Origin of the sequence: Ruegeria pomeroyi DSS-3 (assembly GCF_000011965.2) — a bacterium.
GTDB lineage: Bacteria > Pseudomonadota > Alphaproteobacteria > Rhodobacterales > Rhodobacteraceae > Ruegeria_B > Ruegeria_B pomeroyi.
The window spans coordinates 167,136-189,603 of the sequence record NC_003911.12; the positions used below are offsets into that span (position 1 = coordinate 167,136).

Below are 22,468 nucleotides of genomic sequence, written 5' to 3' on the forward strand. Positions count from 1 at the left end.
CCTCCGGCGGAGGTATTTTCGAACAGAAGAAGGGAGGGGTCATGGCACTGGCCCTGACCGCAATCACGATCTCGCATTTCCGGTCGCACCGGTTGCTGCGGCTCAGCCTGGACGAGCGGCCCGTGGCAATCCATGGGCCCAACGGGGCGGGCAAGACCAACATCCTTGAGGCGGTCTCGATGTTCTCGCCGGGGCGTGGCATGCGCCGGGCCAGCGCGGCCGAGATGACCCGGCGCCCCGAGGTGCTGGGTTGGAAGCTGAGCGCCGAGCTTGTCGCGGGGCATCAACGCCACGAGATCGAAACCTGGTCCGAGGGCGGCGCGGCGCGGCAGGTGCGGATCGACGACAAGGCGGCCAGCCAGGTGGCGCTGGGGCGGTTGGTGCGGATGGTCTGGCTGGTACCCTCGATGGACCGGCTGTGGATCGAGGGGCCCGAGGGGCGGCGGCGGTTTCTCGACCGGATGACCATGAGTTTCGAGCCCGATCATGCCGAGGCGGTTCTGGTCTATGAAAAGGCCATGCGCGAGCGCAACCGCCTGCTGCGCGAACAGGTGCGCGATGCCCATTGGTATCTGGCACTGGAAACCCAGATGGCAGCCGCGGGACACCGGATTCATGCCGCGCGCCAGAGCACCCTGACCGCGCTGGCCGCTGCACAGACCCAGGCCGAAACCAGCTTTCCCACCGCCGAGCTGGAGTTGATCCAGACCGAGGGCGCCCTGCCCGAAAGCGAGGGTGACCTGCGCGAGGCGCTGGCCGAGAGCCGGTTTCGCGATCTGGCCGCGGGGCGGACATTGGTGGGGCCGCATCGCAGCGACCTGTACGGTGTCTATGCCGCCAAGGGCGTGCCCGCCAGCGACTGTTCGACCGGTGAGCAGAAGGCGTTGCTGGTCTCGCTGATCCTGGCCAATGCGCGCGCGCTGGCCCGACAGGTGGGGGCGCCGCCGGTGCTGCTTTTGGACGAGATCGCGGCGCATCTGGATGCGGGGCGCCGCGCGGCGCTTTATGACGAGATCTGTGCGCTGGGCGCGCAGGCCTGGATGACGGGCACCGGGCCTGAACTGTTTTCCGAACTCGGTGCTCGGGCGCAAACCATCGCCCTGTGCGAGCGCGATGGTCAATCAGAGGTGGTAGAAACATGACCCTGTCGGCGGTTGATCTGGCGCTATATGCCGGGGCGGTTTTTGTGCTGTTCCTGACGCCGGGGCCAGTCTGGCTGGCGCTGACGGCGCGCACTCTGTCTGGTGGGTTTCAGGCTGCCTGGCCGCTAACGCTGGGCGTGGTGGTGGGCGACAGCCTGTGGCCGGTTCTGGCAGTTCTGGGTATCGGCTGGATCACGGCTGCCTCGACCCAGATCGCGCTGGCGCTCAAGGTGGTTGCGGTGCTGGTCTTTGTCACTTTGGGGATCGTCACGATCCGAAACGCCGACCGCACCATCGCCAGTGACAGCCGGTTGACCCGGCCCGGTATCTGGGCCGGGTTTCTGGCGGGGCTGGTGGTGATCCTGGGCAATCCCAAGGCGGTGTTGTTCTATATGGGGATCTTGCCGGGTTTCTTCGATCTATCCGATATCACCACCATCGACCTTGTCGCCATCGTGGCCGTGTCGCAGGTGGTACCGCTGGTGGGCAATCTGATGCTGGCCGCCTTTGTCGATCGGGTGCGGCGGGTGCTGAGTTCGCCCCGCGCGCTCAGGCGGATGAACCTGACGGCGGGTGGTATGTTGATCGTGGTCGGGTTGATCCTGCCCTTTACGTGATCAGCCAGGCGGCCAGAAAGGGATAGAGCGCCCCGGCTGGTGTGCCGGTGGCCTGACCGCCCTGACAGAAGCGGATCGCAATGATCTGGTTGAGGAAGGCCTGAATGCCCTCGGCCAACAGGGCCGGGGGATGATCGCCGCGAACGGTGCCCGCCGCCTGCATGCCCGCGATCCAACCCGCCCAAAGGTCGATCTGACGGTAGAACCCATCGGCCACAACCTCGTTCCGTTCGGCCCCGGTAGAACCGGAATAGCGCAGAAGCAGATCAAAGATCACCCGATCACTGGCGATGAAGTCCAGCAGCGGCGCCAAACGATGCATCAGCTGCGGCAGGTCATCGGGGGGTCCTGCGGTCTCCATACCGTCGATCAGTCGCATCACCTCGGCACCGATCAGGACAGCCAGCAAGCCATCCTTGTCGGTGAAATGGGAAAACAGTGTGCCCTTGGCGACGCCAGCGGCCTCGACCACATCCTCGACCCGCAGCCCGGCATATCCCTGCGCCTCGACCAGCCGAGCGGCCTCGGCCAACAGGCGGGCGCGGGTTTCCAGGCGGCGTTTCTGCGGCGGCCGGGTCATGGCTGTCCTTTCAATAAAATGACCGTGGTCAAAAATATATATTGACCACGGTCAATTATGCCATATGTAAATTGACCAAGGTCACTTTTGCAGAGGGTATGCGCAAATGTCCACACGGAAAATCATCGTTCTCAACGGCCACCCGGGCCAGATGTCGCTGTCGAAATCGCTGAGCGAAGCCTATGCAGGCGCGGCCCGCGAAAGCGGCCATCAGGTGCGCTATCACGATCTGTCCCAGATGCGGTTCGACATGGATTACGGAGAGGGCGGCTATAAGAACACCAAACCGCTGGAGCCCGAGTTGGAGGCGTTTCTGGCCGATCTTGAATGGGCAGAACACGTGGTTCTGGCCACACCGCTCTGGTGGGGTGCGATCCCGGCCAAGCTGAAGGGGCTGTTCGATCGTGCGCTGCTGCCGGGACGGGCCTTTGACAGCCGCAACACCAATTTCCTGGGCCTTCCGGCGCCGTTGCTCAAGGGGCGCACGGCGCGGGTGCTGATGACGTCGGACACCCCGGCGATGCTGTTGGGGCTGTTTTACTCGAACGCCATCAAGAAGGTTCTGGCCCGTCAGATCCTGGGTTTCGTCGGGATCAAGCCGGCCCGCTTCTCGACATTTGCCCCCGCCACCGGCGCCGAGGGCGACCGGGTCCGGAAATGGCTGCGCAAGGCGGCGCAGATGGGCGCGAAAGCGGCCTGAAACAATTGCTGAAAATCAGGCCCGGGCCGTGACATTCCCCTGCGGGTTTCGTATAAAATCACAAAAATACGAAGGAAGGCGCGAATGTCCGAAATCGAGCAACCCGGAAATGAGTACGGTGCCGATTCTATCAAAGTTCTCAAGGGCTTGGAGGCCGTGCGCAAGCGGCCCGGGATGTATATCGGCGATACCGACGATGGTTCGGGCCTGCATCACATGGTGTATGAGGTCGTCGATAACGGGATCGACGAGGCGCTTGCGGGCCATGCCGACCATGTAACGGTGAAAATTCACGCCGACAGCAGCGTTTCCGTCGCCGATAACGGCCGTGGGATTCCGGTGGATATCCACGCCGAAGAGGGGGTCTCGGCCGCCGAGGTGATCATGACCCAGCTGCACGCGGGCGGCAAGTTCGACAGCAATTCCTACAAGGTGTCGGGCGGTCTGCATGGGGTCGGGGTGTCGGTGGTGAACGCGCTCAGCGACTGGCTGGAGCTGCGCATCTGGCGCCACGGCAAGGAGCATGTCGCCCGGTTCGAGCGTGGCGATACGGTCGAGCATCTGCGCGTCGTAGGAGAGTGCGGCGACCGCACCGGGACCGAGGTGCGATTCCTGGCCTCGACAACCACATTCTCGAACCTGGACTATGTGTTCGAGACGCTGGAAAAGCGCCTGCGTGAACTGGCCTTCCTGAATTCGGGCGTGCGCATCATCCTGATCGACGAGCGCCCGGCCGAGCGGATCGAGACCGAGCTGTTCTATGAGGGCGGCGTGCGCGAATTCGTCAAATACCTGGACCGGTCCAAATCTCCGGTCATGCCCGCCCCGATCTATTTCAAGGGCGAGCGCGACGATATCGGCGTCGAGATCGCGATGTGGTGGAACGACAGCTATCACGAGACGGTGCTGCCCTTTACCAACAACATCCCGCAGCGCGACGGCGGCACCCATGTGGCGGGCTTTCGCGGCGCGCTGACCCGGACCATCAACAACTATGCCCAATCGAGCGGCATCGCGAAGCGGGAAAAGATCAACTTCACAGGCGATGACGCACGCGAGGGGCTGACTTGTGTCCTGTCGGTGAAGGTACCCGATCCGAAATTCTCATCCCAGACCAAGGACAAGCTGGTCTCCTCCGAGGTGCGCCCGGCGGTCGAGAACCTGGTGAACGAGAAACTGGCCGAGTGGTTCGAAGAGAACCCCAACGTGGCCAAGCAGATCGTCGGCAAGATCATCGAAGCCGCACTGGCCCGCGAGGCCGCCCGCAAGGCGCGTGAACTGACCCGGCGCAAGACGGCGATGGATGTCAATTACCTGGCCGGCAAGCTCAAGGATTGTTCTGAAAAGGACCCGTCCAAGACCGAGGTGTTCCTGGTCGAGGGTGACAGCGCCGGTGGTTCGGCGCAGACCGGGCGCGACCGGCGCACCCAGGCGGTGCTGCCCCTGCGCGGCAAGATCCTGAACGTGGAGCGGGCGCGGTTCGACCGGATGCTGGGCAGTCAGGAGATCGGCAACCTAGTGATGGCGTTGGGCACCGGCATCGGGCGCGACGAGTTCAACATCTCGAAGCTGCGCTACCACAAGATCGTCATCATGACCGATGCTGACGTCGACGGCGCGCATATCCGCACTCTGCTGCTGACCTTCTTCTACCGCCAGATGCCCGAGCTGATCGAGGGCGGGTATCTCTATATCGCGCAACCGCCGCTCTATAAGGTCGCGCGCGGCAAGTCCGAGGTCTATCTCAAAGACCAGGCGGCGCTGGATGACTATCTGATCCACCAGGGCGTCGAGGGCGCGGTGCTGAAGCTTGGCAATGGCGAAGAGATCGTCGGTCAGGATCTGACCCGTGTGGTGGAGGAGGCGCGGCAGCTGAAACGCGTGCTCGACGCCTTCCCGACCCATTATCCCCGCCACATTATGGAACAGGCCGCGGTGGCCGGGGCCTTTGTCGCCGGTGCGGTCGATGCCGACCTGCAAGGCGTGGCCGACAAGGTTGCCGCGCGGCTCGACCTGATCGCGCTGGAATACGAGCGCGGCTGGCTGGGCCGGATCACCCAGGATCACGGTATCCGGCTGGCCCGCATCCTGCGCGGCGTGGAAGAGGTGCGGACGCTGGACGGCCCGATGCTGCGCTCGGGCGAGGCGCGCAAGACCGGCAGCTTTACCCGCAGCCTGCAAGAGATCTACACCCAGCCCGCGATGCTGGTGCGCCGCGACCGGACCCAGGCGATCCACGGCCCGCTGACCCTGCTCAAGGCGATCCTGGACGAGGGCGAAAAGGGCCTGACGCTGCAGCGCTACAAGGGTCTGGGCGAGATGAACCCCGAACAGCTGTGGGAAACCACGCTGGACCCCGATGCGCGCACGCTGTTGCAGGTACGGGTCAATGACATGGTCGAGGCCGACGACATCTTTACCAAACTGATGGGCGATTCCGTCGAACCCCGCCGCGAGTTCATCCAGCAGAACGCGCTGAGTGTCGAGAATCTCGATTTCTGATCACGGGCTGACAGTATCGGGTGTCCGGGATCCCTCGGGCACCTCCGTCATTCCGCAATCATCGCCCATTCCAGACCAAAGCGCTGGAGGTACTTTCTGAGGCGGTCGGCATCGTTTGTGGTTCGGCGCTGCGTGCGCGAGACGGCAAACAACCGTCGCCCTGCTTCGCTGAGGCTGGCGGACGTTCGGCAGACACGGATCACCTCGGCAAGCTGCACCCGGTCGAACGGGTCGATCTCTGCCGCCTGATTTCCAAGGATGCCGATCAGCAGGCGGTGATCGCCGTCACCCGCTGCACGCTGCCAGCCCGTCCGAAGCCCCTTGATCTCTTCCTCGACCATGGCGCGGGTGATCCGCCCCCTCGGGGCGAGCGTGCACAGACGGCGGATCGCACTGCCAAAGTCGCGAAAATTTCCGGGCCAGAGTGTCGCCGGATCGCGCGCAAACCGCAGGAATAGGTCGCGCGCATCGGTGTTGAATCCGACCTGTGTGCCAAGCTCGCGCTCGGCGCGCGCCAGTTCGAAAATGAGGTTCGCCTCGATATCCTCGCGCCGATCCCTGAGCGCGGGCAGGCGAAAGCTCCACATGTTGAGCCGCGCCAGCAGATCGGGGCGGAACCGGCCCTCGGCGGTCAGGTGCACCGGGTCGCGGCTGGTTCCGGCGATGACCTGAAAGCGGCTTGTGACCTCGTGGTCCGAGCCAAGCGGATAATAGCGCCCGGTCTCGATCGCGTGCAGCAGGGCCGCCTGTTCGTCCAGCCCAAGTTCGTCGACCTCATCAAGGAACAGCACACCGCCGCTGGCCTCGTGCAACAGGCCGCTGCGTTCGCTGCCCGCCTGCCCGGTATGGCTGCGGCGCTGTCCGAAGAGCGTGGCCAATGCGGAACTTCCCCGCAAAGTGGCGCAGTTGATCTGCACAAGCCGCCCCTTCACCCGCCGCCTTTGCAGCTTCAGTTCGTAAATCCGCTGGGCCAGTTCGGTCTTGCCGGTGCCGCTGTCCCCCAGCAGCAGGATGGGCGCGTCCGAACTGCTGGCCACCAGTTCGATTCGGTCGATGACCGCATTATAGGCCGCGCTTTTCGTCTCGATCCCGCCCTTCAAGAGGTCGCTGTATTCGCGGGCCAATAGGTCGAAACGCTGTTGCAGCGCATTGTAGCGGCTGAGGTCAAGGTCGATGATGTCTAGCTTGCCGGGGCCGTCCTTTTCGTCGCGCGGCGGGCCGGTCTGGGCCAGCTTGGCGGGCACATGACGGCTTTCGGTCAGCAGAAACCAGCAGATCTGCGCAACATGGGTGCCGGTGGTCAGGTGGACGAAATAGCGCTCGCGATCCTCGTCAAAGCCATAGTCGCGGGCGAGGTCGAAAAGCTTGCCATAGACCTCCTGAAAATCCCAGGGATCGGATAGGTTCAGCTGGCGGAGCAGGACCTCGGTCTTGGGTGAGGTGACTTCGATCTCGCGCCGAACGTTCTCGGCCAGGCGCAGGAATTTCTGATCGTAAAGCAGCTCCAGCCGGTCAACCGGGAAATCAGGCTGATTGCAAAGGCTGACACTCGGCTTCCAGCGCTTGCGCTTGCCGCTGTCAAGCTGGGTGCCGAGGAATCCGATGACCACATTGCGCATGTCGTATCTCAGTGGATAAGTTCATATACAATTGTATCGTAGTTGTGGTTGCCAAATTCGGCAATATCAGTAATTTATGCACAAAAACAACATACTAGACTGATTTCATGTTTTTCTCGGCGCTTCCCGAATCCCATGTCACAAAGTCCTCGTACAAAAGAGGACGAGAGAGAAATGGCGAACAAATCCGTGTTTGCATCGATCAAGGGCCGGTTGCTGCCCAAGGCGACCACCAGGAACGCCGAAGGCGCACCGGCCTACGCCTATTCCGATGCCCATGCGTTGGCGCAGGTTGCCGTGACGGGGACGTTCGGCGGTATGTTCTACACCGACCCTCGGGACGAGCTGGAATATGTCGTCGATCTGGCCGAAGCGGTCGAGCCGTGCTTTCTGGCCCAGGCCGCGATTTATGCCCGCCAGTCGGGTTACATGAAGGACATGCCCGCAGTTCTGTTGGCGGTTCTGGCCCGGCGTGATCCGGCCCTGTTCCGTAGGGTCTTTGGCCGTGTGGTCGATAACGGCAAGATGCTGCGCACCTTTGTACAGGTCATGCGGTCAGGTCAGACCGGGCGCAAGTCGCTCGGCTCGGCACCCAAGGCGATGGTGCAGAACTGGCTGAACACCGCGTCCGACCGGGCGCTGCTGGCGGCCAATATCGGCAACGACCCATCTTTGGCCGACGTGATCCGCATGGTTCACCCGAAGCCGGAGACCAAGGAGCGGGAGGCGCTTTTCGCCTGGATCGTCGGGCGGCCCTGCAATCTGGCCCTGCTGCCGCAGGCGCTGCAGGACTGGCTGGCCTTCAAGGCGGGGGCCAAGGGTCCGGTTCCGGACGTGCCGTTCCAGATGCTGACGCAGCTGGACCTGACGCCGCAGCATTGGGCGCGGATCGCGCGCAAGGGCTCGTGGCAGATGGTGCGCCAGAACCTGAACACGTTTCAGCGTCACGGGGTTTTCAACGTGGCAAAGAACGTGGCCCATGTCGCGGCCCTGCTGCGCGATCCGGAAGCGATCGGCAAGGCGCGTGCCTTTCCCTACCAGCTGATGGTCGCGGCGCAGAACCTGTCCGCCGATATGCCGCGCGAGATTGTCGAGGCGCTGCACGACGCGATGGAAATCGCGGTTCGCAACGTGCCGAAGATCGACGGTCAGGTCGTGGTGTGCCCGGACGTGTCCGGCTCCATGACCTGCGCCGTGACCGGGTACCGCCCGGGTGCGACCTCGGTCGTACGGCATGTGGATGTCGCGGCGCTTGTCGCGGCGGCGTTTAGCCGGGTCAACCGCGGATGTCAGGTTCTGCCGTTCGACTTCGAGGTGCGCGATGTGCGCCTTGAGCCGCGCGACACAATCCTGACGAATGCCGAACGTCTGGCGGCCCTTGGCGGCGGCGGGACGACCTGCTCGGCGCCGCTGAAATGGCTGAACGATCGCGGCCGGTCTCCGGACCTTGTGGTCTTCGTGTCCGACAACCAGTCTTGGGTTGATGCAAGGGCTGGCGGGCAGGGAACCGCGATGCTGGCGGAGTGGGAGAAGGTCAAGCGCCGGAACCCGAAGGCCAGACTGGTCTGCATCGACATCGCGCCCTACGGCACGTCGCAGGTGCAAACGCGCGAGGACGTGCTGAATATCGGCGGGTTCTCGGATGCGGTCTTTGACCAGATCGCCGGTTTCGCCGCCGGTCGCACCGGCCCGGACCACTGGGTTGGCGAGATCGAAAAGATCGAACTGTGACACGGGGTCAGGCGGAACTGCCCGCCTGACCCGCCCCGAAACGGATTAAAGGAGATTATCTCGGCGAATGTCGGTGGAACTACAGACTGTCACTCTCCAGGTTGCGGGTTCGAGTCCCGTCGCGTCGTTGCCCTTTGGGGACCGGCGCGTAGCTCAAACGGATAGAGCGGGAGTTTCACCAAACCCTTGTCGCCGGGACCCCATTGGAAGGTAGCTCAACTGGTCGGGCAACAGCTTTTGGTGCCGCAGGTTGCAGGTTCGAACCCTGCCCTTGCAGCCAACAAACAGGGATTAGCTCAGCCCGGTCAGAGTGCCGCGCTTGGGACGCGGAGGCCGAAGGTTCAAATCCTTCATCCCTGACCACGAAATTCGCGGGAGGAATGCCTGCGGGACTACATGGGTTTTGCCTGTTCGACTCAGGCCCGCCCTTCGGGGCGAGACGTCTCGCAATCCGTTGTCCTCCCGACCCACGATGAAAGGACTGCCCCGGCGAATGCCGAAGGAACTACATGCTGCACCATTACCATTCCGGACCAGCCGAGCGGGTTGAACTCCCCTCCTCGCAGGCGCCCAGACGGCAAACGCATCCCTTGCGGATGCGGGGCGGCCCCGGGTTGTTTCTTCCCCCCTTGTCGCCGGGGCGCCCCCAATTTTGCGTTCGCTTAGCAGCAGAGCAGCGGCGTGTTAGCCCGCGCGTCGCAGCTGCGAAGCCTGCCGGCCGAGCCGGAAATGAAAGGAAAGACCCGGGGGAATGCCCGTGGGAGTACATCGCTTGAAACGACCGCTGAAAGGCCTCTCACGAACCTCTTGTCCCCCGGCCCCAAAACACACGGCGAATGCCGGCGGAACTACAGTTAATCATATTGTCGCGGGTTCAAATCCCGTCATCGCGCCCGCGCGATGTAGCTCAGTCTGGTAGAGCCTATGACACGTTTCGCCACCTCCTTGTCGCCGTGACCGTTATCGAGTGAGTTTGAAGAATGACCGAAGAGAGCAAGACATATGACCCGGTGACGGGTGAGCACCTGAAGGACTGGGGGCATCGGCCCGGCAAGCAGTTTCCCGCGCTTCTGGCGCGGGCGAACGAGATGCGCGCGGCGGGCCTTGGCCTTGTCCGGATACGGATGGAACTGGAGGTCGAGATCCCGCCCGCGCCGGTGACACATGATCTGCGCGCGCCCGGCGAGGTTCCGTTTCACGAGAATATCGACATCGCCGGCCCGGATGAGGAGGACAATGTCCAAAAGGTCCGCGAGACGATGACCGCACTTATGCGCACGCCGACGATCGAGGCGGGGGCGATCATGCCCGATGCCTGCCCGGCGGGCCCGGTTGGCACGATCCCGGTGGGCGGCGTGGCGGCGGCGCGCAATGCGATCCATCCCGGCATGCATTCGGCCGATATCTGCTGTTCGGTGATGATCACCGATCTGGGTCATGCGGACCCGAAAACGGTGCTGGACGCAGCGCAATCGGTGACGCATTTCGGCCCCGGCGGGCGTCCGCAGGGCAACCGGTTCACCGTATCGCTCGATTTGTTGGACGCGTTTCGTGCGAATGCGTTCCTGTCGAACCCCAAGGCCCTTCGCATGGCGCAGGAGCATTTGGGGACGCAAGGCGACGGCAACCATTTCCTGTTTGTCGGCCGGTCGCGCAAGACCGGGCGCACGGCCATCGTGACCCATCACGGATCGCGCGGGCCGGGGGCTGTGCTGTACAAGTTGGGCATGGAGGTGGCCGAGCGGTTCCGGCGCGAATTATCGCCCGGAACGGCGAAGCAGAACGCCTGGATTCCGGCCGATACCGACGAGGGGCGTGACTACTGGGCGGCGCTGCAACTGATCCGCAAATGGACCAAGGCCAACCACAACGCCATCCATCAGGCGACGGTGGAGGCCGCGAGGGCCGAAGCGGGCGACCGGTTCTGGAACGAACACAATTTCGTCTTTCGGCGCGGCGACATCTACCTGCACGGCAAGGGCGCGACACCGGCCTGGGGCGACTATGCCGCCGACGCGACGGGGCTGACGCTGATCCCGCTCAACATGTCCGAGCCGGTACTGGTCGTGCGCGGCAAGGATGCGGCGAGGGGCCTCGGTTTCAGCCCGCATGGCGCTGGGCGCAACTTCTCGCGGTCCGAGCACAAGCGGCGCATGGGCAAGATGACGCCCGAGGCAATGCTGAAGGCCGAGACGGAAGGGCTCGACATCCGCTTCCATGCGGGTGGGGTCGACGCGTCCGAACTGCCGTCGAGCTACAAGAAGGCGGGGTCGGTGGTCGATCAGATCAGGTCTTATGATCTGGCTGAGATCGAGGATTACATCGATCCCTATGGGTGCATCATGGCCGGTGAGGTGCCGCCGTTCTGGGCCAAGAAGAAAACGCGCCGCTAGAGTCGGGACCCATTCAGCCTATGCTCCCGGGACGATGGGTCCTGACGATCTTTCTCGCATGGGCGAGGGGGCACTCGCACCGCATGCCCTCGGGCCGGGTCGGCTCAGCGGCGCTATTCGAAACCCGCGTCCCTTGCGATCATCGCGGCCTGGGTGCGGTTCTTGGCGTTCAGCTTCTTGCACAAGGTACGGACATGCAGCTTGATCGTCACTTCCTGCAAGTCCAGCTCGCGGGCGATCTCCTTGTTGGGCAAGCCGCGACACAATCCGCCGAGCACCTGTTTCTCGCGCCGGCTGAGAGTCGCGGTCAATCCGCCGTCCGAGGGGGCTTCGGGCGCTTGCAGGACGGTACTTGGCACAAAGACCTCTCCGGCTATCATGAAGCGCACGGCGTGTAACAGGCTCTTGGCCGCTAGCGTCTTGGGGACAAAACCGGCAGCGCCCGCATCGACCGCCTCTTGTGCGACCCGATTGGGGGCGCTTCCGCTGAGCAGCGCGACCGGAGTATCGGGCGCATGGCGGATGGCCGCACGCAAACCATCCAGGCCGTTCATTCCGGGCATGTTGAAATCAAGCAGGATCAGATCGAAAGGACCCTCGGTATCGGCGGCCCGCATTGCGGCGCCGAGATCGGGCACTGCGACCACCTCGGCATCACCCTCGCTCTGCAAGTAGACCGAGATCGTATCCCGTACCAAGGCGTGATCGTCGGCCAGAAGTATTCGCATGCATTGTCCAAATTTCATGTTCTGCAATTGAGAACATCTTAGCTTCGGCTGGGCGGGGCTACCAGTGCGGCGCCTGGAAAATTGTCCTCATTCGGGGTCTCCGCAGGACGCGAATGACCCCACGTCACTTTGGCGCCTTTCGGTGAGTTTGGCATCCCCAAAAATGTTTCGGGAAGCGCGTGCTCCGGGGCTGGGTTGTTGCATTCAAGGCCGTGTTTCTCACGCTATTGTGCATTAGAGCTATACAAAAGGATACCAGACTAACCCGAAGCGTTGTGTTTCCCAAAGGGGGGGCTGACATAATGGCGCAAAGGGTAACGATGTTCTGGAGGTGAGGATGAGGGCGATCGGACGCGTTCCAATTCTGGTGGCCGGATTGCTTCTCGCGAGTGTTGGGCAGGTGGCAAAGGCGGGAGAAGAGGTACTTGCCGTTACCGGTTCCGATGGCTCTGCCATCAGTTTCGATCTGGACGCGCTAAGGGCGCTGCCGGTCAGCGAGATCCGCACAAGCACCATCTGGACCGACGGGATTCAGGTATTTCAGGGCGTCTCCTTGCGCGATCTGCTGGATCATGTGGATGCCGTTGAGGGCACGATCACTGCCGTGGCGCTGAACGATTACCTGATCGACATCCCGACCTCGGATGCAACGCGGCCCGGCCCGGTGGTGGCGTATCTGCGCAACGGCGAACAGATGTCGGTACGCGACAAGGGGCCCTTGTGGATCATCTATCCCTATGACGATAATCCGGATTATAACACCGAAGAATATTATGCCCGCAGCATCTGGCAGCTGATCCGGCTGGAGGTGCCAAAGTAACCAGCGCCGGGGTGCCGAGATCGCCACAGGTTCGACCAGATCGTTTCGCCGCCGGTTGAAGACCGGTTTCTGGATTGCACTCGTGCTGGTGCTGATCGGGTATTCGGCGCTGCTCGGTCGCGAGGCGATGGTGCGGCTCGACACCCTGTCGACAGCGGCGTCGGACGATATCCGCTGGAACATGTCGCAGCTCGAAGTCGAACTGCTGCGACTTCAGAGCGCGGCGCTCAAGGCGCGCGACGGAGGGCAGGGCGATATCCAGCAGTTGCGAACCCGGTTCGACATTTTCTACAGCCGCACCCAGATCGTGCTGCGCGGGGCGCTTTATGATCAGGCGCGCGAGATTCCCGAAGTGCAGGAGCGGCTGCAGTCGCTGCGGGCGTTCCTGGCCGAAAGCGTGCCGATCATCGATGCGCCTGAACCGATACTTGCCGACCGTCTGCCCGAGTTGGCGCACCTGGTCGAACAGGTGTCGCCCGAGGTGCGGGACCTGGCGCTGACGATCGTCAATACCTCGGCCCGTGCCGCTGATACCCAGCGGCTGAAAGTGTCCGAGACCCTCCGGCGGCTGGCGTTGTCGGTGCTGGGATTGCTGGTGGCGCTGACAATCGTTGCGCTGCTCTTGCTGCGGCTCTACCGCAGCAGTCAGGTGGTCTCGGCGGAAAAGGAGGCGGTGAAATCGCGGTTCGAGGCTGCAGTGAAATCTGCGCTGGATGCGGTGCTGGTGGTGGATACCGAGGGCCATATCATCGAATTCAACGGCGGTGCCGAGGCCATGTTCGGCTATTCCCGCAGCGAGGCGCTGGGCCAGCCGATGTCCGACCTGATCATCCCGCCCCATTACCGCGCCCGCCACGAAGAGGGGATGCGACGGTTTCGCGAACATGGCACCAGCCGGGTGGTCGGCAGGGGCCACCTGCGTCTGGAGGGGATGCGGAAATCGGGCGAGGTGTTTCCGATCGAACTGTCAATCTCGCTGGCCGAGACCAGCGACCAGCTGGTGTTCATCTCGTTCCTGCGGGACATCACCAACCGGCTGAAGACCGAAGACGATCTGCGCGAGGCGCGCGATACCGCACAGGCGGGCGCCCAGGCCAAGGCGCAGTTGTTGACAGTGATGAGCCACGAAATGCGAACGCCGCTGAACGGCATTCTCGGCTCGCTGGACCTGATGGAACGTGACGAGCTGTCGCCAAAGCAGGTGCGCCTGGTGCGGGCGATCCGGGTCTCGGGCGAGCTGTTGCTGACCCAGGTCAACCGGGTTCTCGACCTGTCGCGGCTGGAATCCGGAATGATCGAGTTCCCGAAAGAACCCTTTGCGCTGTTGCCGATGGTCCGGCGCCTGACCGAGAGCCTGACCGCTGCCGCCGAAGAGCGGGGCAACCGGCTGCAAACCACTCTGGTCGGTGACGATCCGGGAGTTGTGTTGGGCAACCGGATCGCCTTGCAACAGGCCCTGGTGAATCTGCTGGGAAACGCGATCAAGTTCACCCGCAACGGCGAGATTTCACTGGAAGTGGAGAGGTTGAACGATGACCGGATGATCGAGTTCCGCATATCGGATACCGGTCTGGGCATTCCCGCCAAGGATATCGAGCGGATTTTCGACGAATTCGTCACCATCGACACCGCCTATGCCCGCGAAAACCCGGGCACCGGGTTGGGGCTCAGCATCACCCGGCGGCTGGTCTGGGCCATGGGCGGCGAGATCGAGGTCGAAAGTATCGAGCATGAGGGCAGCCTGTTCCTGATCCGCTTGCCGCTGGAGCCGGGAGAAGCGGTTGAACTCGCCAGCGAGAAAGAACGGGGCCAGCCGGAACCCGGACCACTGAAGGGCAAGCGGGTGCTGGTGATCGAGGATAACGACATCAACCGGATGCTGCTTCTGGACATGCTGGAGGAGTTCGGCTGTCAGGTCGTGTTGGCCCGCGACGGGTTCGAGGGCGTTGCCGCCGCCAAAAGTGCCCGGTACGATCTGTTGCTGGTCGATATCAGTATGCCGGGCAAGGACGGGCTGGAGACCTTGCGAGAAATCCGGGCACAAGAGGGCCCCAATGGCCCCGTGCGCGCCATCGCGATCACCGCCAATGTGCGCGACGAGGACAAGGAGAGGTTCGCCGCCGCCGGGTTCGACGGATTTCTGGCCAAGCCGATCTCGATGCTCCAGCTGCAAGAGATGTTGAGCGGCCTGCTCCTGCGGCCCGAGGCCGAGGCAGAGCGCTCGACCGCGCGGGAGTTCATCCGCCGGTTCGGAATGGCAGAGTATCAGCGTCACCTTTTGGGCATGGTCGATGCGCTGCATGCGGTTTGCGATGATCTCGCCAACACGGAGCTGAGTGAGACGCTCAAGGCGCGGGTGCATGAACAGGCCGGGTCGGCGGCGATTCTGGGTCGTGCTGATCTGCATTCATTGCTGCAAGAGATCGAGGCGACGGATGCCGCTGACTGGCCCGCCCGCCGGGGTGGAATGCTGGATCGGCTCAAAACCGAATTGGCGCGGACACGGGCTGTGTCCTTGGGCGGTTAGAGCGCCAAACCGGTCTTGCGGCCCTCATGGATCGCGGCGGCGGCCAGGCGCGGGGCGGCGGCGTCGCCGATGCTGGTGGCCTCGATCCCCATGGCCCGCAACTCTTGCGCCAGCCCGGTTTCAGGCGTGTTGGCGGTGGCCAGCACAAGGCTGTCGGCGGTGAGCACCTCGGTCTCTCCGGTCAACAGCGACACCACCTCGGCGCCCGCATCGCTCCACCCTGTCAGGGCGCTTTCAGTGACAAAACGCACCCCTAGCCCCGCCAGCGTGGCGCGGGCGGGGAAATCGGTGGCCGAGCGCGCCAGTTCCCGCCCGATCATCGGGTCGGGGGTGACGATGGTGACCTTGTGGCCCTTTTCCGCCAGATGCCAGGCGGTGCCGATGCCGCGCCAGTTGCCTGCCTCGTCCAGCAGCACGACATGGTCCCCCAGCCGGGCGGCACGGGTCATCACGTCGTGGATGGACCAGACCTGCCCGCGTTCGATCCCCGGCAAGCGGGTGACCTGCGGCAGCGCCTTCTGGAACCCCGTTTCCGGCGGGGCGGAGCCGGTGGCCAATATCACGGCATCGGCGCCGATGGTGGCGACGTCCTGGGCATCAAGATAGGTGTTATGGCGGATCTCGACTTGAAGTTGCCGCAGCTGCCGTTCGTACCAGCCGATCAGGTCGGTGATCTGGGCCCGACGCGGTTGCAGCCCGGCGAGCCGGAACTGGCCACCCAGTTCCGGCCCCGCCTCGGCCAGGATCACCCGGTGCCCGCGTTCGGCAGCCACCCGGGCGCATTCCAGCCCGGCAGGGCCACCACCCACCACCAGCACGGTTTTGGGGGTCTGCGCGGGCGTGAACCGGTCACCGCCCCAGAGGTATTCATGCCCGGCGGAGGGGTTCACCAGGCAGGAGATATAGTAGTCGCGTCCGCGCCGACCCCAGCATTGCTGGTTGCAGCTGAGGCAACCGCGAATGTCTTCGGGTGCGCCGCGTTCGGCCTTGGCCACCAGATGCGGGTCGGCGATCTGGGCACGCACGATCGACACCAGATCGGCCCGCCCGGCGCCCAGCACCGTGTTGGCGTTGTCAGGCGTGCGGATATTGGCCTCGGCGGTGACCAGCGCGGTCAGGTTGGCCTGTTTCAGCCGCTCGGCCAGATCGGCGCCGAGGTTCTCGGCATACTGAAAGCTGGGCAGGAGCTTGTAGAAATTGAAATAGCTGCCCGCGCCGACGGTGACATAATCCATCAGCCCTTGGGCGTCGTGCAGCGCCACGATCTCGACCATTTCGTCATGGCTGAGGCACACGGGCTTGTCGGAATCGTCGTTCACCGACAGGCCGATGATGAAATCAGGGCCGCAGGCGGCGCGGATGCGCGCCATGATTTCGCGCGAGAGCCGGGTGCGGTTTTCAAGCGAGCCGCCCCATTGGTCGCTGCGCTGGTTGGAAAACGGGGTCCAGAACTGGTCAAGCAGGCAGTGATAGGCGGCCCAGACCTCGACCCCGTCGAAGCCGGATTTCTGGCACCGGACCGCGGCATCGACAAAGCCCTGAATGGTCTCCTCGATCTCATCCTCGGTCATGGCGTGGCTGCCATCGTTGTCATGATAGCTGGGCCCGCCCGAGGGCGACCAGTTGGCATGCCAGGAATTGTCCCAGTCGCCATGCGCGCCCACGTGATAGAGCTGCTGGATCATCACCGTGCCATGCGCCTTGCAGGCCTGGGTGATGCGGGCGAAATGCGGGATGACGTCATCGCTGGAGTGGCGGAAATTGCCGCGCGTCAGCACGGCGGCGGCATGGACCGGCATCGGCTCGACCACGATCATCGCCGCGCCACCCAAAGCGCGCTCCAGGTAATAGGCCAGGTGCTGATCCCCCGGCAGACCGTCATGGGCCATGTTGGTGGTGTGGGCACCGAACACGATGCGGTTCTTCAGCTGTTTGTGGCGCAGCTGGACCGGGGCGAAGACATGTTTGAAGCTCATGCTCCGGTCTCCAGCGCATCAAGCCCCGCGCGCAGGCTGTCGCCCATGCCCGCGCCCTCCATATGCAAGCGCAGGCGCTGGTTATAGCCGCCCGGCGTATTGAGCGCCTCGATCAGGCTGGCGCTGTCAGTGTCCGCAAGGCTGGAGGCGACCAACGCACGCAGAAACGCCTCTCCTTGCACGGGGTCGGAGACGCGGGTGGCGAGCCAGCCCGCCGCATCATCCACCATTCGGGCGACCGGAGAGAGCACCGCCTGCGCGCAGAGATAGGCCGCCATCTCGGCGGCGTCCCTGACTGCGAAGATCCGGTTACGGGCACCAAAGAGCGCAGCCACCAGATCGGCGTCGCCTTGCATCATGATGGGCGAGCCGCCCTGTGCGATACTCGGAAAGGGCATCATGATCGCGGCGGCACGCGCCGGGGCGACCATCTGCGCCACCTGCTCCAGCGTGGCGCCCGCCATCAGGGTGATCACCTGCTGATCGGCGCGAAAGGGCAGCGGCCCCAGGATTTCGGGAGCCTGCTCAGCCATCAGGCCGAGGGTGAGGATATCGCATTCCTCAACAACCACCTGATTGGAGGCGACCCGAACGTTGGGGTAAGCGGCGGCCAAGGCCTGTGCATTGGCCGCGCTGCGTTCTGATACGGTGATCGCATGTCCGTCGCCCGCGATACCGTGCACGACGGCAGTTGCGATGGTTCCGGTTCCGATCACCCCGATCCGCATGTCAGATATCCTTCATCAGCCTCAGCGCGTCATAGATTGCCGCGTGAGTGTTGCGGGCGCTGACCGCGTCGCCGATGCGGAACAGCTGGAACGCGCCATCCAGGTTGGTTTCAACCGTCTGCGGGTTGCCTGCAATCAGCGCGTCATAGTCGACCTCGCCCCCGTTGCGCGACAGCGGCCTGAGTTCGAAGTAGAGATCGGCCATCGGCATGGTGCCATAGTTCACCACCACCTGATCATAGGTCTGATCCTTGGTGAAGCTGCTGTAATCGGTGCCGATCCTGGCGCGCAGCTGGTTGCCGTCGCGGGTCACGTCCAGCAGGCGCCGGGTGACGGTAAAGGTGGTGTCCTTGTCCTGCAGCGCGCGCATGTAGGGCACCAGGTTCATGCCCATGATGTCGGGTGCGAACATACGGTCTGGGGTCATCACTTCGACCTTTGCACCCGCATTGGCGGCGACCTCGGCCGCCATCAACGCGGGATGATCGCCGCTTTCGTCATAGATCAGGACATTCTGCGCCGGTTTCACATCGCCCGAAATCAGGTCCCAGGCGCTGACCACCAGGTTATTCTCACGCCCGGTTTCGAACAGTTCGGTATTGGGCAGGCCGCCGGTGGCGACGATCACCACATCTGGGTTCAGAGCGGTGACATCAGCCGCCTCGGCCCAGGTGTTGAAGCGGAACTCGACATCGCGGGCGGCGCATTGGGCCATGCGCCAGTCGATGATGCCGATCATCTCGCGCCGGCGCGGGTTCTGCGCGGTCAGGCGGACCTGGCCGCCGGGATCGGGCTGGGCCTCAAACACAGTGACATGGTGGCCGCGTTCAGCGGCGACGCGCGCCGCCTCGAGCCCCGCCGGACCGGCCCCCACCACCACGACACGTTTGCGCGTCTGGGCAGAGGGGATCGTGTGCGGCATGGTCAGCTCGCGCCCCGTGGCCGGGTTGTGGATGCACAGTGCCTCGCCCGCCTGATAGATCCGGTCAAGGCAATAGGTGGCCCCGACACAGGGGCGGATATCGTCCTCGCGCCCCTCGACGATCTTCTGCACGATATGGGGGTCGGCCATGTGGGCGCGGGTCATGCCCACCATGTCCAGCAGACCCGAGGCGACCGCGTGGCGCGCGGTGGCCACATCGGGGATGCGCGCGGCGTGAAAGGTCGGCATGCCGGTGGCCTTTTTCACCTCGCCCGCGAAATCCAGATGCGGGGCGCTTTTCATGCCCTGCACCGGGATCACGTCGGTCATCGCCGGGTCGGTGTGGATGCGGCCCCGGATCACGTTCAGGAAATCGACCATGCCGGTATCTGCCAGCCGTTTTGATATCTCGATCCCCTCTTCGGGGCCGATGCCGCCCTCTGCCGCCTCGTCGGCGGTATAGCGCAGGCCGACGATGAAATCATCGCCAACCCGTGCCCGCACCGCGCGCAGCACATCCAGCGGCATCTTCATCCGGCTTTCCAGGGTCTGGCCGCCATAGGGCCCGTCCAGGTCGTTGGTCAACGGTGACCAGAACTGATCCAGCAGGTGGCCATAGACCTGCAATTCGATCCCGTCCATGCCGCCCTCTTTCATCCGTTCCGCGGCATCGGCGAAATCCGAGATGATGCGGGCGATATCCCAGTCCTCGGCCAGTTTCGGAAAGGCGCGATGGGCCGGTTCGCGGTGCCGGGACGAGCTGACCGAGGGCAGCCACTCGCCCTTGTTCCACCCGGTGCGACGGCCAAGATGGGTCAGCTGGATCATCACTGCGCAGCCATGATCATGGCAGGCATCGGTCAGTTGCCGGATCCACGGCACCACCTCGTCCTTGTAGGCCAGGATATTGTTGAAGACCGGCGGGCTGTCGCGCGACACCGCCGCCGACCCTGCGGTCATCGCCAGCGCCACGCCCGCGCGGGCGCGTTCGGCGTGATAGGCCGCATAACGCTGTTTCGGCATGCCGTCTTCGGGATAGGCCGGTTCATGCGCTGTGGTCATGATCCGGTTCTTCAGGGTCAGGTGTTTCAGCTGAAAGGGCTGCAGCAGCGGATCACGGGACATGGGCTTTCCTCAGTACCAGGCGTCGGGCATGGAGGCTTTCTTGCGGTCGATGAACTCGCGCAGCGCCTCGTCGGTGGCGTCGTCCATCACCGGCGCCTCGTAGGTGTTCAGGATGTCCTTCCAGCGCTTGTTGGCGCGGATCGCATAATCGGCGCTGCCCTGTTCGGACCAGGTTTCGTGGGTCTGATCGTCGTTCAGCCCGCTGTCCCAATAGGCGGTTTCATAGTGGCGCAGGGTGTGGTCGGTGCCGAACAGATGTTCGCCCGGGCCGTTCTGCGCCAGCGCGTCAAAGCCCAGCGTATCCTCGTTCACCTCGATCCCGGCCAGATAGGAATGCAGCGCTCCGCACATGTCGGTGTCCATCACGAATTTCTCATAGGACATGCTGAGCAGCCCGTCGACGAAACCGGCCGAATGCAGGATGTAGTTGGCACCGCCCTGAACCGCCGACATCATCGACATCATCGCCTGCTGCATGGCCTGCCCGTCGGGCGCCTTGGAGGTCGAGAAGTTGCCGGCGCAGCGCAACGGCATGTTCAGGCGGCGCGCCAGTTGGCCCATCACCAGAGAACCCAGCGCCGGTTCCGGCGTGCCAAAGGTGGGGCTGCCCGAGCGCAAGCTCATCGACGACAGGAAGCCCGCCAGAATCGCGGGTGCACCGGGGCGCACCAGCTGTGTGAGCGCGCTTGAGGCCATCGATTCGGCGAGGCACTGCGCGACGGCTCCGGCCATGGTCAGCGGTGACACCGCGCCGCCCAGCAGGAAGGGCAGGTGTATCGAGCCTTGTCCGGCGGCCGCATAGGTGCGGATGCCCGCCGCCGTCACCCCGTCGATCACCAAGGGCGAAGTGGTGTTGAAGTTGCCCATGATCACGCAGTTCTGGTCGACGAAGTCCGCCCCGAACAGGATGCGGCACATCTCGACACTGTCGGCGGCCCGTTCCGGCGCGGTGATCGAGCCCAGAAAGGCGCGGTCGGAATAGCGCATGTGCGAATAGACCATGTCCAGGTGCCGCTTGTTCACCGGAATATCGGTGGGTTCGCAGATGGTGCCGCCGGAATGGTGCAACCAGGGCGAGGACTGGCCCAGCTTGATCAGGTTCTGGAAGTCCTGGATGGTGCCATAGCGGCGGCCATTGTCCATATCCATCACGAAAGGCGAGCCATAGGCGGGTGCGAACACCATCGCGTCGCCGCCGATATCGACATTGTTGGCCGGGTTGCGCGCATGCTGGGTAAAGCGTGCAGGCGCGGTTTTCAGGATCTCGCGCAGCATCCCCGGCTCGAACCGGATGTTCCAGGCATCGGCCCGCAACTCGGTGACCTGGGCCCCGGCCCGTTTGTAGAGCCGCATGCTTTCTTCGTCGTCGCGCAGTTCGATCCCGATCTCGGCCAGGATACGGTCGGCGGTGGCCTCGATCTTGTCCAGCGACTCCTCGCCCAGCAGATCGTAGGTCGGGATCTTGCGGGTGATATAGGGCACGCGCAGGTGCAGGTTCTGGCCGGGCTCGGCGGAACGGCCTGCCTTGCCAGAGGCGCGGCGGGACCGGCGGGACCGAAGGGGTGTCTGTTCGCTCATGTGAAACTACCTGCCGAAATCGGGTTGGATGAATATTCTTGGCCGAGACTCGACACATGTGTCAAGATACTTGTGCATAGGTGTCAATCCTGCTACCTCCATCGACATGTCACTGGCACCCAAACCCACCGGATCTGAGAGCGCCTGGCTGGACGCGGCCTATGAGCTGTTGACCGAAAGCGGGGTCGAGGCGGTCAAGATCATGCCCCTGGCGCAAAAACTGGGCGTCTCGCGCACCGGGTTCTATTGGTATTTCAAGGATCGCGAGACCTTGCTTGAGGCGATGATCCAGCGCTGGGAAGAGAAGAACACCGGCAATCTGGTAGCCCGCGCCGAGGCCTATGCCGAAAGCATCGTCGAGGCGATGTTCAACCTGTTCGATTGCTGGCTGGATGACGGGCTGTTCGATGCGCGGCTGGATCTGGCGATTCGCAACTGGGCGCGCAACGATCCTGGCCTGCATCAGCGTCTGGACCAGGCCGATCAGGCCCGACAGGACGCGGTGGCGGGTATGTTCCTGCGCTTTGGTTACCCCGAGAACCAGGCCCGGGTGCGCTCTCTGACCGTGATGTATACGCAGGTTGGCTATATCTCGATGCAGATCGAGGAACATCCCGATATCCGCATCGCCAATATGCCCGACTATGTCGAGGTCTTTACCGGCGTCACCCCGGATCAGGCGGATGTGGACCGGTTCCTGTCGCGCCATGCGGCCAAGTGGCGGGCCGCTGCTAACCAGATGTAAACCGGGCGGGCGATAGCCTCCGGGGGAACTGGAAG

16 protein-coding genes and 1 tRNA gene are annotated in these 22,468 nt (G+C 63.7%); 10 read left to right on the top strand and 7 right to left on the bottom strand.

The window, feature by feature from the left end:
- Positions 1 to 41: 41 nt before the first annotated feature.
- Together recF and SPO_RS00780 are read left to right on the top strand one after the other, a co-directional pair.
- Positions 42 to 1,142, top strand: a complete 1,101-nt coding sequence (gene recF, locus SPO_RS00775) for a DNA replication/repair protein RecF (RefSeq protein ID WP_011045922.1) — start codon at positions 42 to 44, stop codon at positions 1,140 to 1,142.
- A complete protein-coding gene (locus tag SPO_RS00780; RefSeq protein ID WP_011045923.1) occupies positions 1,139 to 1,759 on the top strand; it encodes a LysE family translocator in 621 nt (206 codons plus the stop codon). Before recF ends, SPO_RS00780 begins: the two co-directional genes overlap by 4 nt.
- Here the strand turns inward: SPO_RS00780 and SPO_RS00785 are convergent.
- Entirely contained in the window at positions 1,752 to 2,339 is a 588-nt protein-coding gene (locus SPO_RS00785) for a TetR/AcrR family transcriptional regulator (protein WP_011045924.1), read from the bottom strand. The two genes, SPO_RS00780 and SPO_RS00785, sit on opposite strands and share 8 nt — an antisense overlap.
- A 106-nt stretch (positions 2,340 to 2,445) precedes the next feature.
- Here SPO_RS00785 and SPO_RS00790 point away from each other — a divergent pair, with 106 nt between their 5' ends.
- Both SPO_RS00790 and gyrB read left to right on the top strand, forming a co-directional pair.
- Positions 2,446 to 3,039, top strand: a complete 594-nt coding sequence (locus tag SPO_RS00790) for an NAD(P)H-dependent oxidoreductase (RefSeq protein ID WP_011045925.1) — start codon at positions 2,446 to 2,448, stop codon at positions 3,037 to 3,039.
- A gap of 84 nt (positions 3,040 to 3,123) precedes the next feature.
- On the top strand, positions 3,124 to 5,541 hold the full coding sequence (gene gyrB / locus SPO_RS00795; RefSeq protein WP_011045926.1) for a DNA topoisomerase (ATP-hydrolyzing) subunit B: 2,418 nt from the start codon (positions 3,124 to 3,126) through the stop codon (positions 5,539 to 5,541).
- A 47-nt stretch (positions 5,542 to 5,588) separates the two neighbouring features.
- Here gyrB and rtcR read toward each other — a convergent pair whose 3' ends face one another.
- Positions 5,589 to 7,160 (bottom strand): RNA repair transcriptional activator RtcR, encoded by a 1,572-nt coding sequence (gene rtcR, locus SPO_RS00800; protein ID WP_011045927.1) that lies wholly within the window; start codon positions 7,158 to 7,160, stop codon positions 5,589 to 5,591.
- 174 nt (positions 7,161 to 7,334) lie between these two features.
- Here rtcR and SPO_RS00805 point away from each other — a divergent pair, with 174 nt between their 5' ends.
- The 3 genes from SPO_RS00805 to SPO_RS00820 all read left to right on the top strand — a co-directional run bounded on the left by SPO_RS00805 (position 7,335) and on the right by SPO_RS00820 (position 11,284).
- A complete protein-coding gene (locus SPO_RS00805) occupies positions 7,335 to 8,891 on the top strand; it encodes a TROVE domain-containing protein (RefSeq protein ID WP_044027777.1) in 1,557 nt (518 codons plus the stop codon).
- A 285-nt stretch (positions 8,892 to 9,176) separates the two neighbouring features.
- Positions 9,177 to 9,254 (top strand) — tRNA-Pro (locus tag SPO_RS00815).
- Between the two features lie 617 nt (positions 9,255 to 9,871).
- Entirely contained in the window at positions 9,872 to 11,284 is a 1,413-nt protein-coding gene (locus tag SPO_RS00820) for an RtcB family protein (RefSeq protein WP_011045929.1), read from the top strand.
- Between the two features lie 113 nt (positions 11,285 to 11,397).
- On the opposite strand, the gene SPO_RS00825 is transcribed toward SPO_RS00820, so the two are convergent.
- Positions 11,398 to 12,012, bottom strand: a complete 615-nt coding sequence (locus SPO_RS00825) for a response regulator (protein WP_011045930.1) — start codon at positions 12,010 to 12,012, stop codon at positions 11,398 to 11,400.
- 337 nt (positions 12,013 to 12,349) lie between these two features.
- Between SPO_RS00825 and SPO_RS00830 the strand changes: the two genes are divergently transcribed.
- A complete protein-coding gene (locus tag SPO_RS00830; RefSeq protein ID WP_044027778.1) occupies positions 12,350 to 12,832 on the top strand; it encodes an oxidoreductase in 483 nt (160 codons plus the stop codon).
- Between the two features lie 55 nt (positions 12,833 to 12,887).
- Entirely contained in the window at positions 12,888 to 15,359 is a 2,472-nt protein-coding gene (locus SPO_RS00835) for a hybrid sensor histidine kinase/response regulator (protein ID WP_011045932.1), read from the top strand.
- On the opposite strand, the gene SPO_RS00840 is transcribed toward SPO_RS00835, so the two are convergent.
- The 4 genes from SPO_RS00840 to SPO_RS00855 are packed head-to-tail and all read right to left on the bottom strand — an operon-like array spanning position 15,356 to position 21,688.
- Positions 15,356 to 17,335 (bottom strand): FAD-dependent oxidoreductase, encoded by a 1,980-nt coding sequence (locus SPO_RS00840; protein ID WP_011045933.1) that lies wholly within the window; start codon positions 17,333 to 17,335, stop codon positions 15,356 to 15,358. The two genes, SPO_RS00835 and SPO_RS00840, sit on opposite strands and share 4 nt — an antisense overlap.
- A complete protein-coding gene (locus SPO_RS00845; RefSeq protein ID WP_011045934.1) occupies positions 17,332 to 18,063 on the bottom strand; it encodes an NAD(P)-binding domain-containing protein in 732 nt (243 codons plus the stop codon). The genes SPO_RS00840 and SPO_RS00845 overlap by 4 nt, the downstream gene beginning before the upstream one ends.
- A 1-nt stretch (position 18,064) precedes the next feature.
- The gene (locus SPO_RS00850) at positions 18,065 to 20,110 is read right to left on the bottom strand and encodes an NADH:flavin oxidoreductase (protein WP_011045935.1); all 2,046 of its coding nucleotides are present in this window, start codon (positions 20,108 to 20,110) and stop codon (positions 18,065 to 18,067) included.
- A 9-nt stretch (positions 20,111 to 20,119) separates the two neighbouring features.
- Positions 20,120 to 21,688, bottom strand: a complete 1,569-nt coding sequence (locus SPO_RS00855) for a trimethylamine methyltransferase family protein (RefSeq protein WP_011045936.1) — start codon at positions 21,686 to 21,688, stop codon at positions 20,120 to 20,122.
- A 106-nt stretch (positions 21,689 to 21,794) separates the two neighbouring features.
- Here SPO_RS00855 and SPO_RS00860 point away from each other — a divergent pair, with 106 nt between their 5' ends.
- Positions 21,795 to 22,433, top strand: coding sequence for a TetR/AcrR family transcriptional regulator (locus SPO_RS00860; RefSeq protein ID WP_011045937.1), 639 nt, complete (start codon positions 21,795 to 21,797; stop codon positions 22,431 to 22,433).
- Positions 22,434 to 22,468 lie beyond the last annotated feature (35 nt).

Bases quoted from the DNA above. Each gene is read 5' to 3' on its own strand.
- gyrB (WP_011045926.1), top strand. From the start codon at position 3,124: ATGTCCGAAATCGAGCAACCCGGAAATGAGTACGGTGCCGATTCTATC.
- SPO_RS00845 (WP_011045934.1), bottom strand. From the start codon at position 18,063: ATGCGGATCGGGGTGATCGGAACCGGAACCATCGCAACTGCCGTCGTG.
- SPO_RS00850 (WP_011045935.1), bottom strand. From the start codon at position 20,110: ATGTCCCGTGATCCGCTGCTGCAGCCCTTTCAGCTGAAACACCTGACC.
- rtcR (WP_011045927.1), bottom strand. From the start codon at position 7,160: ATGCGCAATGTGGTCATCGGATTCCTCGGCACCCAGCTTGACAGCGGC.
- SPO_RS00820 (WP_011045929.1), top strand. From the start codon at position 9,872: ATGACCGAAGAGAGCAAGACATATGACCCGGTGACGGGTGAGCACCTG.
- SPO_RS00855 (WP_011045936.1), bottom strand. From the start codon at position 21,688: ATGAGCGAACAGACACCCCTTCGGTCCCGCCGGTCCCGCCGCGCCTCT.
- SPO_RS00825 (WP_011045930.1), bottom strand. From the start codon at position 12,012: ATGCGAATACTTCTGGCCGACGATCACGCCTTGGTACGGGATACGATC.
- SPO_RS00860 (WP_011045937.1), top strand. From the start codon at position 21,795: ATGTCACTGGCACCCAAACCCACCGGATCTGAGAGCGCCTGGCTGGAC.
- SPO_RS00830 (WP_044027778.1), top strand. From the start codon at position 12,350: ATGAGGGCGATCGGACGCGTTCCAATTCTGGTGGCCGGATTGCTTCTC.
- recF (WP_011045922.1), top strand. From the start codon at position 42: ATGGCACTGGCCCTGACCGCAATCACGATCTCGCATTTCCGGTCGCAC.
- SPO_RS00805 (WP_044027777.1), top strand. From the start codon at position 7,335: ATGGCGAACAAATCCGTGTTTGCATCGATCAAGGGCCGGTTGCTGCCC.
- SPO_RS00785 (WP_011045924.1), bottom strand. From the start codon at position 2,339: ATGACCCGGCCGCCGCAGAAACGCCGCCTGGAAACCCGCGCCCGCCTG.
- SPO_RS00840 (WP_011045933.1), bottom strand. From the start codon at position 17,335: ATGAGCTTCAAACATGTCTTCGCCCCGGTCCAGCTGCGCCACAAACAG.
- SPO_RS00780 (WP_011045923.1), top strand. From the start codon at position 1,139: ATGACCCTGTCGGCGGTTGATCTGGCGCTATATGCCGGGGCGGTTTTT.
- SPO_RS00790 (WP_011045925.1), top strand. From the start codon at position 2,446: ATGTCCACACGGAAAATCATCGTTCTCAACGGCCACCCGGGCCAGATG.